Origin of the sequence: Streptomyces sp. NPDC002886 (genome assembly GCF_042888445.1) — a bacterium.
In the GTDB taxonomy this organism is placed as follows: domain Bacteria; phylum Actinomycetota; class Actinomycetes; order Streptomycetales; family Streptomycetaceae; genus Streptomyces.
The window spans coordinates 131650-147264 of record NZ_JBIAPV010000014.1; the positions used below are offsets into that span (position 1 = coordinate 131650).

Annotated in this window: 15 protein-coding genes and 1 pseudogene; 9 read left to right on the plus strand and 7 right to left on the minus strand. The window is 74.0% G+C overall.

Features of this window, described 5'->3' with window-relative positions; all coding sequences use genetic code 11:
- Positions 1-168: 168 nt before the first annotated feature.
- Positions 169-864, minus strand: coding sequence for a copper homeostasis protein CutC (locus tag ACFYYB_RS38415; protein ID WP_389442649.1), 696 nt, complete (start codon positions 862-864; stop codon positions 169-171).
- 110 nt (positions 865-974) lie between these two features.
- Here ACFYYB_RS38415 and ACFYYB_RS38420 point away from each other — a divergent pair, with 110 nt between their 5' ends.
- Positions 975-1715, plus strand: coding sequence for a hypothetical protein (locus ACFYYB_RS38420; protein ID WP_389442651.1), 741 nt, complete (start codon positions 975-977; stop codon positions 1713-1715).
- 54 nt (positions 1716-1769) lie between these two features.
- The gene (locus ACFYYB_RS38425; RefSeq protein ID WP_389442908.1) at positions 1770-2984 is read left to right on the plus strand and encodes a Cmx/CmrA family chloramphenicol efflux MFS transporter; all 1215 of its coding nucleotides are present in this window, start codon (positions 1770-1772) and stop codon (positions 2982-2984) included.
- Between the two features lie 10 nt (positions 2985-2994).
- On the opposite strand, the gene ACFYYB_RS38430 is transcribed toward ACFYYB_RS38425, so the two are convergent.
- Positions 2995-3261: a DUF4031 domain-containing protein gene (locus ACFYYB_RS38430; protein WP_389442653.1), complete on the minus strand. Its 267-nt coding sequence runs from the start codon at positions 3259-3261 to the stop codon at positions 2995-2997.
- A gap of 7 nt (positions 3262-3268) precedes the next feature.
- Positions 3269-3676, minus strand: coding sequence for a hypothetical protein (locus tag ACFYYB_RS38435; RefSeq protein WP_389442656.1), 408 nt, complete (start codon positions 3674-3676; stop codon positions 3269-3271).
- A gap of 129 nt (positions 3677-3805) precedes the next feature.
- Here ACFYYB_RS38435 and ACFYYB_RS38440 point away from each other — a divergent pair, with 129 nt between their 5' ends.
- From ACFYYB_RS38440 to ACFYYB_RS38450, 3 genes are read left to right on the plus strand one after another with little or no spacing between them, the layout of a single operon-like run.
- Positions 3806-4759, plus strand: a complete 954-nt coding sequence (locus tag ACFYYB_RS38440; RefSeq protein ID WP_389442910.1) for a MurR/RpiR family transcriptional regulator — start codon at positions 3806-3808, stop codon at positions 4757-4759.
- Positions 4760-4816: 57 nt separating this feature from the next.
- Positions 4817-5755 carry an N-acetylmuramic acid 6-phosphate etherase gene (gene murQ, locus ACFYYB_RS38445; protein WP_389442659.1) on the plus strand — a complete coding sequence of 313 codons (939 nt, stop codon included), beginning with the start codon at positions 4817-4819 and terminating at the stop codon, positions 5753-5755.
- A gap of 51 nt (positions 5756-5806) precedes the next feature.
- Complete coding sequence (locus ACFYYB_RS38450) at positions 5807-7366, plus strand: PTS transporter subunit EIIC (RefSeq protein ID WP_389442661.1); 1560 nt, start codon at positions 5807-5809, stop codon at positions 7364-7366.
- 84 nt (positions 7367-7450) lie between these two features.
- Here ACFYYB_RS38450 and ACFYYB_RS38455 read toward each other — a convergent pair whose 3' ends face one another.
- Positions 7451-8794, minus strand: coding sequence for a lipase family protein (locus tag ACFYYB_RS38455; RefSeq protein WP_389442663.1), 1344 nt, complete (start codon positions 8792-8794; stop codon positions 7451-7453).
- Between the two features lie 222 nt (positions 8795-9016).
- Here ACFYYB_RS38455 and ACFYYB_RS38460 point away from each other — a divergent pair, with 222 nt between their 5' ends.
- Positions 9017-9598 carry a GNAT family N-acetyltransferase gene (locus ACFYYB_RS38460; RefSeq protein ID WP_389442666.1) on the plus strand — a complete coding sequence of 194 codons (582 nt, stop codon included), beginning with the start codon at positions 9017-9019 and terminating at the stop codon, positions 9596-9598.
- A 98-nt stretch (positions 9599-9696) separates the two neighbouring features.
- Here ACFYYB_RS38460 and ACFYYB_RS38465 read toward each other — a convergent pair whose 3' ends face one another.
- Positions 9697-11106, minus strand: coding sequence for a PLP-dependent aminotransferase family protein (locus tag ACFYYB_RS38465; protein WP_389442669.1), 1410 nt, complete (start codon positions 11104-11106; stop codon positions 9697-9699).
- A 105-nt stretch (positions 11107-11211) separates the two neighbouring features.
- On the opposite strand from ACFYYB_RS38465, the gene ACFYYB_RS38470 reads away from it, so the two are divergent.
- Positions 11212-11868, plus strand: coding sequence for a YitT family protein (locus ACFYYB_RS38470; RefSeq protein ID WP_389442672.1), 657 nt, complete (start codon positions 11212-11214; stop codon positions 11866-11868).
- 8 nt (positions 11869-11876) lie between these two features.
- On the opposite strand, the pseudogene ACFYYB_RS38475 reads toward ACFYYB_RS38470, so the two are convergent.
- Positions 11877-12002: pseudogene (locus tag ACFYYB_RS38475) on the minus strand (ketosteroid isomerase); the annotation flags it as partial.
- Complete coding sequence (locus tag ACFYYB_RS38480) at positions 11998-13278, minus strand: MFS transporter (protein ID WP_389442675.1); 1281 nt, start codon at positions 13276-13278, stop codon at positions 11998-12000. The pseudogene ACFYYB_RS38475 and the gene ACFYYB_RS38480, both read right to left, overlap by 5 nt.
- Before the next feature lie 187 nt (positions 13279-13465).
- On the opposite strand from ACFYYB_RS38480, the gene ACFYYB_RS38485 reads away from it, so the two are divergent.
- The gene (locus ACFYYB_RS38485) at positions 13466-14479 is read left to right on the plus strand and encodes an ABC transporter substrate-binding protein (RefSeq protein WP_389442678.1); all 1014 of its coding nucleotides are present in this window, start codon (positions 13466-13468) and stop codon (positions 14477-14479) included.
- The gene (locus tag ACFYYB_RS38490) at positions 14469-15590 is read left to right on the plus strand and encodes a FecCD family ABC transporter permease (RefSeq protein WP_389442681.1); all 1122 of its coding nucleotides are present in this window, start codon (positions 14469-14471) and stop codon (positions 15588-15590) included. The genes ACFYYB_RS38485 and ACFYYB_RS38490 overlap by 11 nt, the downstream gene beginning before the upstream one ends.
- Positions 15591-15615: the final 25 nt, after the last annotated feature.

Below are 15615 nucleotides of genomic sequence, written 5' to 3' on the forward strand. Positions count from 1 at the left end.
CGGAGCCCCAGGTGGGTCCGGGGCGCAGCCCCGGGGAACGGGCGAAGGGCGGGTAGGGGACTCGGCCCCGCAGGGCAGGACCCCGCCCCGTCCGGTCCACCCCCGTCCGGTCCGCCCCCGCCCGGTCCGCCCCCGCCCCGGTCAGGTCCGGTCACAGCTCCCGTCCGGTCAGGACAGGGCGGCGCGCCACTCCGCGACGGCCGCCGCCGACACCGGCCGGTCCCACCCGGAAGGGCGAGCTGCGCTGCCGATGTGGAAGGCGTCGATGCCCGCTTCGCGCAGCACCGGCAGGTGGGAGAGGCCCAGGCCGCCGCCGACCAGGATCCGCGGCTCGTACCCGGGGGTGCCGGACTTCGCCGCCTCCGCCAGCAGCACCGGCAGGCCCTCGTCGACCCCGCCCGCCGCGCCCGCGGTCAGGTAGGTGTCGAGCCCGTCCAGGTCCCGCACCGCCTTGCGGAGCAGGTCACGGTCGGCCGCCCGGTCGATCGCCCGGTGGAACGTCCACCCGCAACCACCGAGCTCCGCCACGACCGCCTCCACGGCGGTGAGGTCGGGGCTGCCGTCGGGGTTCAGGAAGCCCAGCACGAACTCCTCCGCCCCCTCCGCGCGCAGCGCCCGCGCCTCCTCGACCAGGCGTTCCACGTCCTGCGCGGAGCCCGCCGAGAAGCCGTCCGCCTTCCGGAGCATCACGCGCAGCCGGATGTCGACCGCCGCCCGGATCGCCGCGAAGGTCTCGCGCGGCGGGGTGAGCCCGTCGGCGGCCATGTCGGTGACCAGTTCGAGTCGGTCCGCCCCACCGGCCTGGGCCGCGACCGCGTCCTCCACGTCGAGGGCGATCACCTCCAGGAGCGCACGGTTGCTCATGTAATCCCATCCTTCGTCCCACATTGGAAAATAGGTCTAGTCCAATATCCAGGGTACGGGCCTCCGCCCACCCTCCACCAGCACAATCACGCCACCACCACAATGTGCGCATGACATCCGCCATGACTTCCGACACGCGACGCGAGCAGGACCTCCGCGCTCGCTGGCACGCCACCACCACCGCGGCCGGAGCGGCCCCCGACCGCGACCCCGCCCCCTACGCCGACCGCCTCCTCGCCGCCTGGGCGGAGCCGCAGCGCAGGTACCACACCACCGCGCACCTGGCCGACGTACTCGCACGCATCGACGTACTGGCAGCGGAGGGCACGGGAGCGGACCGCCCCGCGGTGGAGCTCGCCGCCTGGTTCCACGACGCCGTCTACCGCCCCGACCGCTCCGAGAACGAGGAACGCAGCGCCTCCCTCGCCGAGCGCGCCCTGCCCGAGCTCGGCATCGACGGCGACCGCACCGCCGAGGTGGCCCGCCTCGTCCGGCTCACGATCACCCACGACCCCGCACCCGGCGACGCCGACGGCGAGCTCCTCTGCGACGCCGACCTCGGCGTCCTCGCGGGGACGCCCGAGGAGTACGCCGCCTACGCGGCCGCCGTCCGCGCCGAGTACGGATTCGTCCCCGACGAGGCCTTCCGCGACGGCCGGGCCGCCGTACTGCGCCAGCTCCTGGCCCTGCCCCGCCTCTTCCGCACCGCCTACGGGGCCGCGCACTGGGAGGCCCCGGCCCGCACGAACCTGGCCGCCGAGCTGGCGCGGCTGAGCGAGGGCGGCGGCGGGGCCGGCGGCGAGGCCGGCGGCGGTGCGGGCAGCGGGAGCGATCAGCCCCCGGGAATGTGATCCCGTTCGCCGTGGTTGAGGTAGTTCATGCCCGCAGCAGCCGAACGCACCCGTATGCCCGTCGCCGTCTACATCCTCGGCCTCTCCGTCTTCGCACTCGGCACCAGCGAGTTCATGCTCTCCGGGCTGCTGCCACCCATCGCCGAGGACATGGGCGTCACCATCCCCCAGGCCGGCCTGCTCATATCCGCCTTCGCGATCGGCATGGTCGTCGGTGCGCCGCTGCTCGCCGTCGCCACGCTGCGGCTGCCCCGGCGCACCACGCTGCTCTCGCTGATCACCCTCTTCGGCCTCGGACAGGTCGCGGGCGCGCTGGCCCCCTCGTACGAGCTGCTCTTCGCCTCCCGCATCGTCTCGGCGCTCGCCTGCGCCGGCTTCTGGGCGGTCGGCGCCGCCGTGGCCATCGCGATGGTCGAGCGGCACCAGCGGGCCCGCGCGATGGCCGTCATGATCGGCGGACTCTCCATCGCCAACGTCCTCGGCGTCCCGGCCGGCGCGTTCCTCGGTGAGCACCTGGGCTGGCGCTCCGCGTTCTGGGCGGTCGGCGCGGCCTCGGCCATCGCGCTGGTCGGCATCCTCGCGCTGATCCCGAAGATCCCGCTGCCCGCCGAGAAGCCGACGCTCGCGCGCGAGCTGCGCATCTACCGGGACCGGCAGGTGTGGCTGTCGATCGGTGTCACCGCGCTCGCCGCGGGCGGCGTCTTCTGCGCCTTCAGCTACCTCTCCCCGCTGCTCACGGACGTGGCCGGGCTCGACTCGCAGTGGGTCCCGTGGATCCTCGGCCTCTTCGGGATCGGCGCGCTGGTGGGCACCACGCTGGGCGGGCGGATCGCCGACGCGCACCTGTTCGGGGTGATGCTGTGGGGCATCACCGCCTCCACCGTCTTCCTGGCGGCGCTGGCCCTGCTGGCCTCCACGGCGGCGGCCGCGATCGCCCTCTCGTTCCTGCTCGGCTTCTCGGCGTTCTTCACCGCCCCGGCGCTCAACGCCCGCATGTTCAACGTCGCGGGCGCCGCCCCGACCCTGGCCGGCGCGACCACCACGGCCGCGTTCAACCTCGGCAACACCGGCGGCCCCTGGCTCGGCGGCACCGTCATCGACGCCGGCTACGGCTACTCCGCCACCGCCTGGGCGGGCGGCGCGATGACGATCACCGCGATCGCCCTGGGCCTCGTAGCCCTCCGCCTGGACCGCCGTACGACGACCGCCACGCGCCTGGTGACCGGTTCGGCGCCCCTGACCGCGCCGGTCGCGGCCGAGAAGGTCTAGCCACCGCCGCCTACGCCGGCCGCCCCTTGGGCCGTCGCAGGCCCGCGGCCGTGATCCTGCGGACCAGTTCCTTGCTGCCGATCTCCACCGCGCCCGCGCGCACCGCGTCCGCGTAGCGCTGCTCCGGGACGTCGTAGTGGTCGCGTTCGAAGGCCTTCGGCGGGCAGCCGATCGACGCCGCGAAGGCGTGCAGTTCCTCGAACGAGGTGTCGCTGACCAGGTGCGACCACAGGCGGCCGTGTCCCGGCCAGTCGGGCGGGTCGATGTACACCGTCACCGGCGGCTCATTCGCCGAAGCCGGAGCCGCCGCCTGAGCCGCCGAGGACCGGTCCCAGGCCGCCGACCGGCGCCACCCGCACGCCGGCCTCCGAGCACACCCACATCGGGTCCGGGCCGAGCTCGGGCTCCACGTCGAGCGCGTGCGGCTCGCCGTGGCCGCAGACCGGGCACAGCGGCCAGCGCCCGTACTTCTCCAGCAGCGCGTCCTTCACGTCCTGGGCGACGAGTCCGGCGAGGTAGTCGACGCCCTCCGGCCACTGCTCCACCCACCACCGGCGGTGCGTGACCGCGTCCTCGACGAGGGAGACGACATAGGCCTCGGCGACGTCGCCCGCGACGAGATCGGCGAGTACCAGGGCGCGTGCGGCGTGCAGCGCCTGCTCAAGGGGGGTTGGGGGGGTCGCGTGGTCCATGGACACATTGTGGACCCGCACCCGCCCCGTGGAGAAGGTCGCCCGGGCGAAGGTCCCCTTCCGCCCGTGACTTATGGCGTCTTGACGTTCCGGCCCCTCTGAAAATAAGTTTCAAGGGTGAGCGAGAACCTGAAAGAAACCTTCAGGGGCGGCGCGGACCCCACCGCCCCCGCCCCCGTCCCGGCCCCCGCCGCCCTGCGGGCCCGCGTCCGCAGCCTCGGCCCCTCGATGACCCGCTCCATGCAGGCCGTCGCCGAAGCCGTCGCCGGGGACCCCGCCGGATGCGCCGCGCTCACCGTCAGCGACCTCGCCGCCCGCACCGACACCAGCGAGGCCACCGTCGTCCGCACCGCCCGCCTCCTCGGCTACGCCGGCTACCGCGACCTGCGCCTCGCGCTGGCCGCCCTCGCCGCCCAGCAGGAGTCCGGCGCGGCCCCCGCCGTCACCGTGGACATAGCCGTCGACGACTCCCTCGCCGACGTGGTCGCCAAACTGGCCCAGGAGGAGGCGCAGACCCTCGCCGACACCGCCGCCGGACTCGACGTCGCCGCCCTCGGCTCGGCCGTCACCGCCCTCGCGGGCGCCCGCCGCATCGAGATCTACGGCGTCGGCGCCTCCGGCCTCGTCGCCCAGGACCTCGCGCAGAAGCTGTCGCGCATCGGCCTGATCGCCCACGCGCACAACGACCCGCACCTGGCCGTCACCACCGCCGTGCTGCTGCGCCCCGGCGACGTGGCCGTCGCCATCACGCACTCCGGCGGCACCGGCGACGTCATCGAGCCCCTGCGGACCGCCTTCGAGCACGGAGCCACCACGCTCGCGCTGACGGCCCGCGCCAACTCCCCCGTCGTCCACTACGCCGACCTCGTGCTGGCCACCTCCGCCGCCCGCGAGACCCAGCTGCGCCCGGCGGCCATGTCGAGCCGGACCAGCCAGCTCCTCGTCGTGGACTGCCTGTTCGTGGGCGTCGCCCAGCAGACCTACGAGACGGCGGCGCCCGCGCTCGCAGCCTCGTACGAGGCGCTCGCGCCCCGCCACCACACCCCCGTACCCACCGCCAAGCGCGCCGGCACCACCCGCTAGCCGCACCAGCCCGCAGCACCAGCGACACCGACGCCAGTAGCTCAGGAGCCGAAGCCCATGACCGCGTACGCCGAACTCCGCGCCCAGCTCGCCACCTTGACCACCGAGGCCTTCCGCCCCGAGCTGGCCGAGATCGACCGGCTGCCCACCCTGGAGATCGCCCGCCTGATGAACGCCGAGGACGCCACCGTCCCGGCCGCCGTCGCCGGCGAGCTGGAGACGATCGCCGCCGCCATCGACGGGATCGCCGAGCGGATGGCCCGCGGCGGGCGCCTGATCTACGCGGGCGCCGGCACCGCCGGGCGGATGGGCGTCCTGGACGCCAGCGAGTGCCCGCCCACCTTCAACACCGACCCCTCCGAGGTCATCGGCCTGATCGCGGGCGGCCCCTCCGCCATGGTCAAGGCCGTCGAGGGCGCCGAGGACTCCAGGGAACTGGCCGCCGAGGACCTGACCGCGCTGGCCCTGACCGCCGAGGACACCGTCATCGGGATCTCCGCCTCCGGCCGCACCCCGTACGCGATCGGCGCCGTCGAGTTCGCCCGGGAGCGCGGCGCGCTCACCGTCGGCCTGTCCTGCAACGCCGGCTCCGCGCTCGCCGCCGCAGCCGACCACGGCATCGAGGTGGTCGTCGGACCCGAACTCCTCACCGGGTCCACCCGCTTGAAGGCCGGCACCGCGCAGAAGCTCGTACTGAACCTCATCTCGACCCTCACGATGATCCGGCTCGGCAAGACCTACGGAAACCTGATGGTCGACATGCGCTCCTCCAACGAGAAGCTGCGCGCCCGCGCCCGGCGCATCGTCTCGCTGGCCACCGGCGCCCCGGACGCCGAGATCGAGGCCGCGCTCACCGCGTCCGACGGCGAGGTCAAGCAGGCCATCCTCGTCATCCTCGGCGGAGTGGACGGCCCCACGGCCGCCGACCTCCTCACCGCCTCCAAGGGCCACCTCCGGGCCGCCCTCACCCAGACCCCGAGCCAGACTCCCCGCTGACCCACCCCTGCCGATCCCCCGCTGACCCCCAGCAGCAAGGCGAACACCACGATGTCCACTGACAAGAACCGCGCCACAGCCGCCGCGATCCTTCCCCTGGTCGGCGGTCCGGACAACATCCTTTCCATCGCGCACTGCATGACCCGCCTGCGGATCACCCTGCGCGACCGCACCCTGGTCCAGGACGAGGCCCTCAAGGCCCTGCCCGCCGTGATGGGCGTCGTCGAGGACGACACGTACCAGATCGTGCTGGGACCGGGCACCGTCGCCCGCGTCACGCCCGAGTTCGAGGCCCTGGTCGCGGAAGGCCGCTCGGCGGCGGCGACCGCCGCCCCGGCCACTCCCGCCGGGACCGGCGCCGGCCACAGCGCCGGTCACACCGCCGGTCACAGCGCCGACGAACTCGCCGCCCAGGGCGCGGCCATCAAGAACGCCCAGAAGGCGAAGAACTCCACCCCCTTCAAGCTGTTCCTGCGCCGCATCGCGAACATCTTCGTCCCGCTGATCCCGGCCCTCATCGGGTGCGGCATCATCGCCGGTCTCAACGGGTTCCTCACCAACATGGGCTGGGTGCCGGCCGTGGTCCCCGCCCTCGCCGCGATGGCGAGCGGGTTCATGTCCCTGATCGCGGTGTTCGTCGGCTACAACACGGCCAAGGAGTTCGGCGGCACCGCCATCCTCGGCGGCGCGGTCGCCGCGATCATCGTCTTCCCCGGCGTCGCGAAGATCGACGCCTTCGGCCAGCAGCTCTCCCCCGGCCAGGGCGGCGTACTCGGCGCACTGGCGGCCGCGCTGCTCGCCGTCCAGGTGGAGAAGTGGTGCCGCAAGTGGGTCCCCGAGGCACTCGACGTCCTGGTCACCCCCACCCTCACGGTGCTGATCTCCGGCCTCGTCACCCTCTTCGGCCTGATGTTCGTCGCCGGTGAGGTTTCCACCGCCATCGGCTCCTTCGCCACCTGGCTGCTCGCCACCGGCGGCGCCTTCGCGGGTCTGGTCCTCGGCGGCCTGTTCCTCCCGCTGGTCATGCTGGGCCTGCACCAGGCCCTGATCCCCATCCACACCACGCTGATCGAGCAGACCGGTTACACGGTCCTGCTCCCCATCCTCGCCATGGCGGGCGCGGGCCAGGTCGGCGCTGCCATCGCCGTCTACTACAAGCTCCCCCGCAACCGCTCGATCCGCGCCACCATCAAGTCCGCCCTCCCGGCCGGCTTCCTGGGCGTGGGCGAACCCCTCATCTACGGCGTCTCCCTCCCCCTGGGCCGTCCCTTCATCACCGCCTGCGTCGGCGGCGCCGCGGGCGGAGCCTTCGTAGGCCTCTTCAACCAGCTGGGCACCGCCTTCGGCTCCACCGCCATCGGCCCCTCGGGCTGGGCGCTGTTCCCGCTGCTGGACGGCAAGTCGGGCATGGGGATGACCATCGCGATCTACGCGGGCGGCCTGGCCGTCGGCTACCTCGTGGGCTTCGCCGCCACCTACTTCTTCGGCTTCACCCGGCAGATGCTGGAGGAGTTCAACACCGCCCCGGACGCGGAGCCGGCCTCCGAGACCGCACCGGCCGCGGCCACCGCACCCGTACCGGACGCGGCGCCCGTCCCCGTGGGCCGCTGACCGGCGGCCCCCACGTACGAAGGCTCCCGGCCGGTGTGGTCCACCGGCCGGGAGCCTTCATTCGGTGAGCGAATCCGTGGTGCCTTACGCGCAGTTGGACGGCGCCGGCTTGCCCGCGAAGCGGTCCGCGATCCAGCCCAGGTACTCCGGCTCCGCGACGTTGGGGATCGTCTGGTGCGTCGCCCCCTGGTACTTGGTGTACTCGACCGGCTTGCCGAAGCCGCAGGCCCGCCGCACGTACTCGTCGGTGGAGTACGGGTTGATGACCGTGTCCGCCGTGCCCTGCATCACCAGGATCGGCGCCACCGAGGTGACGTAGCCCGGGGTGTTCTCGCGGAAGCGCTGGTGCCAGACCTCCGGCACCACGGTCAGCGGCTGGAACAGGGTGTCCAGCTGGCCCACGTTGCCCACGTTGTTCTGGATCACGTCGGCGAGGTGCTCGATGCACATCACCCCGTCACCGCGCAGCGCCTCCAGCCCGGCCGGCTTCAGCACGTCCTCGGCCTTCAGGGTGGGGTAGGCCGCGAGGAAGCCCCGGTAGACGTTGACGCGCAGCGCCGCGTTGTGGGACGGCGAGGTGGCGTCCGTCGGGCCGGGCGGCACCAGGCCCCGGAAGTCCGGCCCCAGGTTGGCGGCGGGCGCCAGCGCCGCGATGCCGACCAGGTTGGTCTCCGGGGTGTACGCCTTGTAGTTCTGGGCGATGAACGTCGCCGCGCCACCACCCTGCGACCAGCCCAGGACGGCCGCCTTGCGGTTCGCGTGGGTGTCGGTGATCTGGCGGGCCGCGCGGACGGAGTCCAGGACGTTGTTCGTCTCCGTGACGGCCACCGTGTACTGGTGCACGCCCGGCGTGCCCAGACCCTGGTAGTCGGTACCGACCACGACGTCGCCCGAGTCGAGGAACTGCGTCAGCGCCGGCACGCCGACGTCGATGCCCCACGGGCTGTCGTAGGTGTAGTAGCCGACGAGGTCGGTCGCCGGGTTCGGCACCGCGGAGGGCGCGCACTGGCGCGGTCCGCCCACGGTCCCGTGCGCCCAGGCCACCACGTTGCGGCCGCTGCGCGGCGCGGGGGCGTCGGGCCAGGCCACGATGCCCGAGACGGCGACGCGGGTACCGGTCTGCAGGGTCGAGAGGTACAGGATCCGGCAGGCGCGCGCACCGTCGGGGGCGTCGACGCGGCGGGCCCAGATCAGGTCACCGTGGTCCCCCTCGGGCAGCGGCGACGGCGGATCGTAGAACTTCTCGCCCTCCGGCCCGATCGGAACCCCCGGCGCGCACAGCCCCTTGCCGCCCTTGCCGCCGTCCGGGTTCGCGACCCCGCTCCCGGTTCCGCTCCCGGTTCCGGTCGCGTTCGCGGTCGCCCCGCCGCCCAGCGCGAGGATCGCGGCCACACCGGCCGCGGCGATCGCGGAAAGCCGTCGTCTCATCTCATCGTCCATTTCGTTCGGTCACTCGGTACCGGGACGTGAGACTAGGAAGAATGGGATGAAATGTCGCTTACCGTGACGCAGTGTCCGCCGGTTGTTACGACCACCGGCGCGACCGACCCCCAATGGCCCCACCCCGGCCCGGCCCACCCCTGGCCTGCCCTACCTGCCACGGCCCGACCGGGGCCACCGGGGCCGGACGAGGACCCCGATGATGATCCGATGACCGACCCGATACCGCCCGTGGTCCCGGCTGGCCGGATGGCCGCCCTCGCCCAGCCCTCGTACGACCTCCCCTGCGGCCTGCGCCTGCGCCCCTGGGAGCCCTGCGACGCCCCCGCGCTCGTGGCCGCGTACGCCGATCCGGACATCCGCCACTGGAACCGCCCCGACCGGCTCACCGAGGAGCAGGCCGTCACCCGCATCGCCCGCTGGCGCGAACGCTGGCACACGGAAAGCGCGGCGCTCTGGGCCCTCGCCCCCGCGGACGGTGGCCGCGCGGTCGGCGGGATAGCCCTCGCCGACATCGATCTGCGCGGCGGCGGCGCGGAGTTCGTGTACTGGCTCCTCCCGGCCGGCCGCGGCGCCGGGGCCACCACCGAAGGCCTGTCCGTCCTGACCTCCTGGGCCTTCACCGAACTCGGCCTGCACCGCCTGCGCATCACCCACTCCGTGGCCAACCCGGCCTCCTGCCACGTCGCCCTGAAGTCCGGCTACCCGCTGGAGGGCACCATGCGCGGCGCCCTCCTCCACGCGGACGGCTGGCACGACGAACACCTCCACGCCCGCATCAGCACGGACTGAGGCCGGGCCGCCCTCCGGATCACGACGTCCCGCGGCGCGGCCGTTCCGGCCGTTCCCCCGGACGGCCGGGGACGGCCACCGCCACGGCCCGACGCGGCTCAGGCCACCGGCGCCGGGGCGTGGGTTCCGGCGCCGCCCGCCGTGAGGGCCCGGTGGGCGGCGGCCAGGCGGCGGACGGCCTCGGCGAGCCGGGGCGGCGGGAGCGTGTACGGCAGCCGGACGTGGCGTTCGAACGCGCCGCCGATCCCGAACTGCGGCCCCGCCGCGATCGTCACCCCGTGGTCCGGCGCGATCGCCGCCAGGCGGGAACCGACCGGCTCCGGGAACCGCGCCCAGAGCGTCACGCCCCCAGCCGCCCGCGGGGCGTGCACCTCCGGGAGGTGCTCGGCCAGCGCCCCCAGCAAGGCGTCTTGCTGCGCCCGCAGTTGGAGCAGCGCTTCGGGCCGCCGGGTCTGACCGGCATTCAGGAGCACCGACGTGGCCAGCTGTTCCACCACCGGGGTACCGAGATCCGTCGCCGGGCGGGCCGCCGCCACGCGTTCCAGCAGCGCGGGCACGGCACGGATCCAGCCGATGCGCAGGCCGCCCCAGACGCTCTTGGACACCGAGCCGATGCTGAGGGCGGTGGGGTGCGTCACGGCGAAGGGTTCCGCCGCCGGATCCGGGGCCTGCGCCTCCAGCCCCAGGTCGGCCAGGGTCTCGTCGATGATCACGGGGCAGGCCGGCCGCAGGCTCCGGCGCACGCTCGCGGACATGTACATCCCGGTCGGGTTGTGGAAGTCCGGGATCAGGTAAGCCAGTTGCGCCGACCGCGCCGCCGCGAGGAGCTGTGGCACGTCCCAGCCGGACGGGCCCACCGCCACCGGCAGGAGCCGGGCACGCGCATCGGCGAACGCCCTGATCGCGTGCGGATAGGTGGGGTGGTCGAACAGCACCTTGTCCCGCGGCGCCAGCAGCGTGCGCACCAGCAGACCGATCGCGTGCTGCGCACCGCTGGTGATCATGACGTGATCGGGCGAGGTCGGCAGCCCCCTGCGCCCGTACCACCCGGCGACCGCCTCGCGCAGCTCCGCGGTGCCGTACCGGTCGTACCCGTGCCGCTCGAAGTGCAGGGGCAGCCGCTCCAGGGCCGTCGCGAAAGCGGCGTGCAGGACCTCGGGGGGCGCGGGCGGAGCGGCGAAGGACAGGTCGATGGTCTCCGCGTCCGCCCCACCGGCCCGCCGGGCGGCGGGCGCGTCCCCGTGCGGGAGCCGTACGGTGGCCCGCGCGCGCTCCCTCGTCTCCAGGTAGCCGTGCTCCACCAGCGTGCGGTACGCGGCCCCGACCGTGGTCCTGCTCGTACCGAGCGCGGTGGCCAGGTCGCGTTCACCCGGCAGCGCCGCCCCGAGACAGAGCCGCCCGTCCAGGATCAGCAGCCGCAGCCGGTCGGAGAGCCGCTGGTGCGCGGGCCCGGGCCCCTCCTGCCAGGTGCCCAGCATGCGTCCGACGGCGTGCGCGCTGATCTTCACCGGACCAGCGTACGCAATCTGGCTATCGAATCCGGGTCCAGATGCCCCGAGGCTTGAGCCATGGCACCGACCGCTCCCCGAGCCCCCTCAGCCCTCCTGCCCCGCATGAACGCCTTCGCCCAGCTCCGGGCGGGCCGCACCGCGCGCCGCGTGCCCCAACTCCTGCTCGGCCTGACGGGCTACGGCGCCGCCGTCATGGTGCTCGTCGAGTCCGGGCTCGGCACAGCAAGCTGGAGCGTGCTCACCGACGGCGTGGCGAAGACCCTCGACATCTCCTTCGGCTGGGCCACCAACCTGATCTCGCTCCTGGTGCTCCTCGCCTGGATCCCGCTGCGCGAGCTTCCCGGGCTGGGCACCGTCCTCAACGTCGCGATCGTGGGCTTCGCCGCCGACGCCACCGCCGCCGCGCTCCCCGCCCCCGAGGGAACCGCCGCCGCGCTCGCGTACCTCGCCCTCGGCCTGGTCGCCCTCGGCTTCTTCGACGCGCTCTACCTCGGCGCGCAGTACGGCTCGGGCCCGCGCGACGGCATCATGACCGGCCTCGTCCGGCTCACCCGGCTGCCCGTCGCGACGGTGCGCACCGGCATCGAGGTGTCCGTGGCCGGGCTCGGCTGGCTCCTCGGCGGCACCCTCGGCCTCGGCACCGTGCTGGTCGCCCTGTGCACGGGCCCCCTGGTCGGCTGGTTCCTCCCGCGCCTGACCGTCCGCCTCGGCGATCCCTCGGGGAGGGGCCCGCTCGTGCAGGACGGCGGCCGGCCGTAGCGCGGTGTCCATGACTGAGCGACGGCCGGACTGTCCCCGTAGACGTGGTGCCGGGTGACAAGGCCGCCCGCGACGGTGAGATGCGGAGCGAACCGCGCCGTGTCGGCACGTCCGGTGGGCGTACGCGCCCTACGACCCGTCCGCCCGCGCCTCCGGCGCCGTCCGCGCGAAGTGCCGGGCCGTCGGGACCAGGGCCGCCGCCGCCGGTACGAGGAAGCAAGCCGCCGCGCACGCGCCGAGGACGGGTGTGACGCCGAAGGCGTCGATGGCCGGGGCGATGAGGGCGAGGCCGACCGGGGCCAGGCCGTAGGAGACGAGGAAGTCCAGCGAGGAGACGCGGGCCAGCCGGTCCGGGGCGACTTCGCGCTGGGTGGCGGTGAACCAGGGCACGTTGAAGAGTTCGATCCCGATCCCGGCGACGGCGTAGGCGGCCACGACCACCCCCGGGTGCACGGGCAGCGTCAGGCTCAGCGGGGCGAAGCCGTAGGCCGCCAGTCCCGCGAAGGCGGCCCAGCCCTGTGAGCGGGGCCGCAGGCGGGCGATGACCAGGGCTCCGCCGAGCGCGCCCACTATGTAGGCCGTCATGGCCGCGGCGAGCACCCATTCGCTGTCGTAGCGGTCCCGGCTGATCAGGGGCAGGGCGACGCTGGTGGCGGAGTAGCCGAGGGCGATGACCGCGACGAGGGCGGCCAGTCCGGCGAGGAACCAGGGGTGGCGGCGGGCCTCCCGTACGCCCTCCAGGAACTCGGTACGGAAGCTCGCGCGCGGCACCGGCCCGGCGGCCGGATCCGCCTGGGCGACGGCGCCCGCGCCCTTGCCCGGGACCAACGCGGCGACCAGCCACAGCAGGCCGATGCCGAGCAGTAGGGTCCCGACGTCGAGGAAGGCCGCGAGCAGCGCGGTCAGTGCGGGGCCGGCGAGCGTGGATCCGCGTACGGCCATGGTCACGGCGGCGTTCGCCTGCTGACGGCGCCCGGGGTCGACGGTCTCGGCGGTCAGTGCCTGGAACGCCGGGCGGCAGGCGCCTTGTCCGGCCCCGGCGAGGGCGGCGGCGGCCGTCATCAGCAGGAGCGAGCGGCCCAGTCCGGCCGCGAGGAGGGGCGCCGCGGCCGCCGCCGCCAGGGCCGACCAGAGGACGACCGCGCGGCGGGAGTGCCGGTCGGCCAGGACGCCGCCGACGGTGACGGCGACGAGGAATCCGACCGTGCGCGCGGCGAGGACCAGGCCGAGGCCGGCGGCGCTCAGGTCGCGGTGGAGCACGGCGAGGCCGAGGACGAAGGGCAGGGCCCAGGTCGCGAGGCCGGAGGCGGTGGTGCCCGCCCACAGGCGCAGGAACGGGACGTCGAGAAGGATCGAACGGGCGGGCGGGTCAACGGTCTTGGGCGCCGGAGGCACGGGTGTGGTGGCCACGGTGCGGGTGCTCCTTGGAGGTCGGGCGGGGGTGCCACGAACCACCCCCGGGGTTCTTAATGAAAATGAATACCATTACAGTACCCTTCGAACGCGGCGCTCTTGCCCGGTGCACGACAACGGCAACGGCACTGGCACCGGCACCGCCCGCATTCACGTCATCCGCCCTGCCCAGACCGGAGAACCCATGCGCCACCCCGCCCGCCTCGGCGTCGCCCTGACCCTCGCCCTCGCCACCGCGGCCTGCTCCGCACCCGCCGCCCACGACGCCAAGACCCCCTCCACCGCCACCACCACCGTCACGAGCTGCGGCCGCCAGGCGACCTTCGCCGCGCCGCCGAAGCGGGCCGTCGCCCTGGACCAGACCTCGACCGAGACCCTGCTCGAACTCGGTCTCCAGGACTCGATGGCGGGCACCGCCAACCTCAAGACGAAGATCCCCGCCGCGTATGGGGCCGCGTACGCCACGATCCCGGTCATCGCCCCGAAGATCGCGACCGGTGAGCAACTGCGCGCGGCGACGCCCGACTTCGTCGTCGGCGGCTCCGCGGACCTCTTCACCAAGGACCGGGCGGGCACCCGCGAGGAGCTCGCCGCCCTGAAGGTCCCGACCTTCGTCAGCGCCGTGGACTGCCCCGGACAGAATCCGGCCGGCCGGACCCCCTTCGAGCTGCTCTTCTCCGACTACGAGACCCTCGGCAAGGTCTTCGGCGCCGAGGAGCGGGCCGGGAAACTCGCCGCCGACCAGCGCGCGGCCGTCGCCAAGGCCGCGCAGAACGCCCCCGAGGTGCCCGGCGGCGCCGGACAGCCCACCGTGGTCTACCTCTACTCCGTCTTCAACGGCATGCCCTACGTGGCGGGGAAGACCGGCCTGCCCAGCGAGATGAGCCGGATCGTCGGCGCGAAGAACGCCTTCGACGACGTCAACGAGGACTGGCCGGAGGTCTCCTGGGAGGAAGTCGCCAAGCGCGACCCCGACTTCATCGTGATCGGCGACCTGTCCGAGCGCGGCCGGCCCGGCGACAGCGCCGCCGAGAAGCGCGCCACCATGACCGGGCACCCGGTCGTCTCCCAGCTCGCCGCGGTCCGAGAGGACAAGATCCTCGAAGTGCCCGGCATCGAACTGGACCCCTCGGTGCGCTCCGTGCACGCCCTGGGGCTGCTGGCGGCCGGGATGAAGGACCTCGGGTATGTCCGCTGACGCCGTAGCGGCGGCACCGGTACCCGTCGACCCGGGGGCCACCGACCCGGTGCCGGCCGACCCGGGGGCCCCGCGGAAGCCGGGTCCGGCCCCTCGACGGTCCGCGGTGACGGGGGCGGGCCTCTTCCTCCTCTCCGCCGCCGTCCTGGCGGCCTCGGTCGCGGCAGCGGTACGCATCGGCGCCGCCGACGTGGGCTGGACCGGGCTCGCCCGCGTCTTCGGCAGCCGACTCGGCCTGGACGTCGCGCCGTTGCCCCCGCTCCTGGACTCGCTCGTCTGGGACCTGAGGCTGCCGCGCGTGCTGATGGCCGCCCTCGTCGGCGCCTCCCTCGCCGTGTGCGGAGCGGTGCTCCAGGCGGTCACCCGTAACGCCCTCGCCGACCCCTACCTGCTCGGCGTCTCCTCGGGCGCCTCCGCCGGAGCCGTCACCGTGGTCGTCCTCGGGATCGGCGCGGGCACCCTCGGCGTCACCGGCGGCGCGCTCGCCGGAGCACTGCTCTCCTTCGCGCTGCTCCTGCTGCTCCTGCGGCGCACCGGGCTGGACTCCGTACGCATCGTCCTCACCGGCGTGGTGATCGGGCAGCTCTTCACCGCGCTGACCTCGCTCGTCCTGATGGCCTCGGCGGACGCGGACACCACCCGGGCCGTCACCCACTGGCTCCTGGGCTCGATGGCGCCCGCCCGCTGGAACACCGTCGCGGTCTGCGCGGTCGTCACCCCGCTGGGGCTGGCGGCGGCCTGGCTCTGCTCGAACGCCCTCGACGGGCTCGCCTTCGGCACCGACACCGCCGCGTCCCTGGGGATCGACGTACGGCACACCCGGATGCTGCTGCTCGTGGTCACCGCCGTGCTGACCGCGGTCGCGGTGGCCACCGTCGGCGCCATCGGCTTCGTCGGGCTGATCGTCCCCCACGGGGTGCGGTTCCTCGTCGGGCCGCTGCACCGGGTGCTGTTGCCCTACGCGGCCCTGGCCGGCGCGGTGTTCCTGGTGTGGACGGACGCGCTGGCACGGATCGCCTTCGGCCCCCGCGAGGTGCCCGTCGGCGTGATCACGGCGCTGCTCGGCGTACCGATCTTCCTGCTGGTCCTGCGCAAGCGGGGGGAGTTGTGAGTGCGGTGGTGGGCTCGGTGGTGAG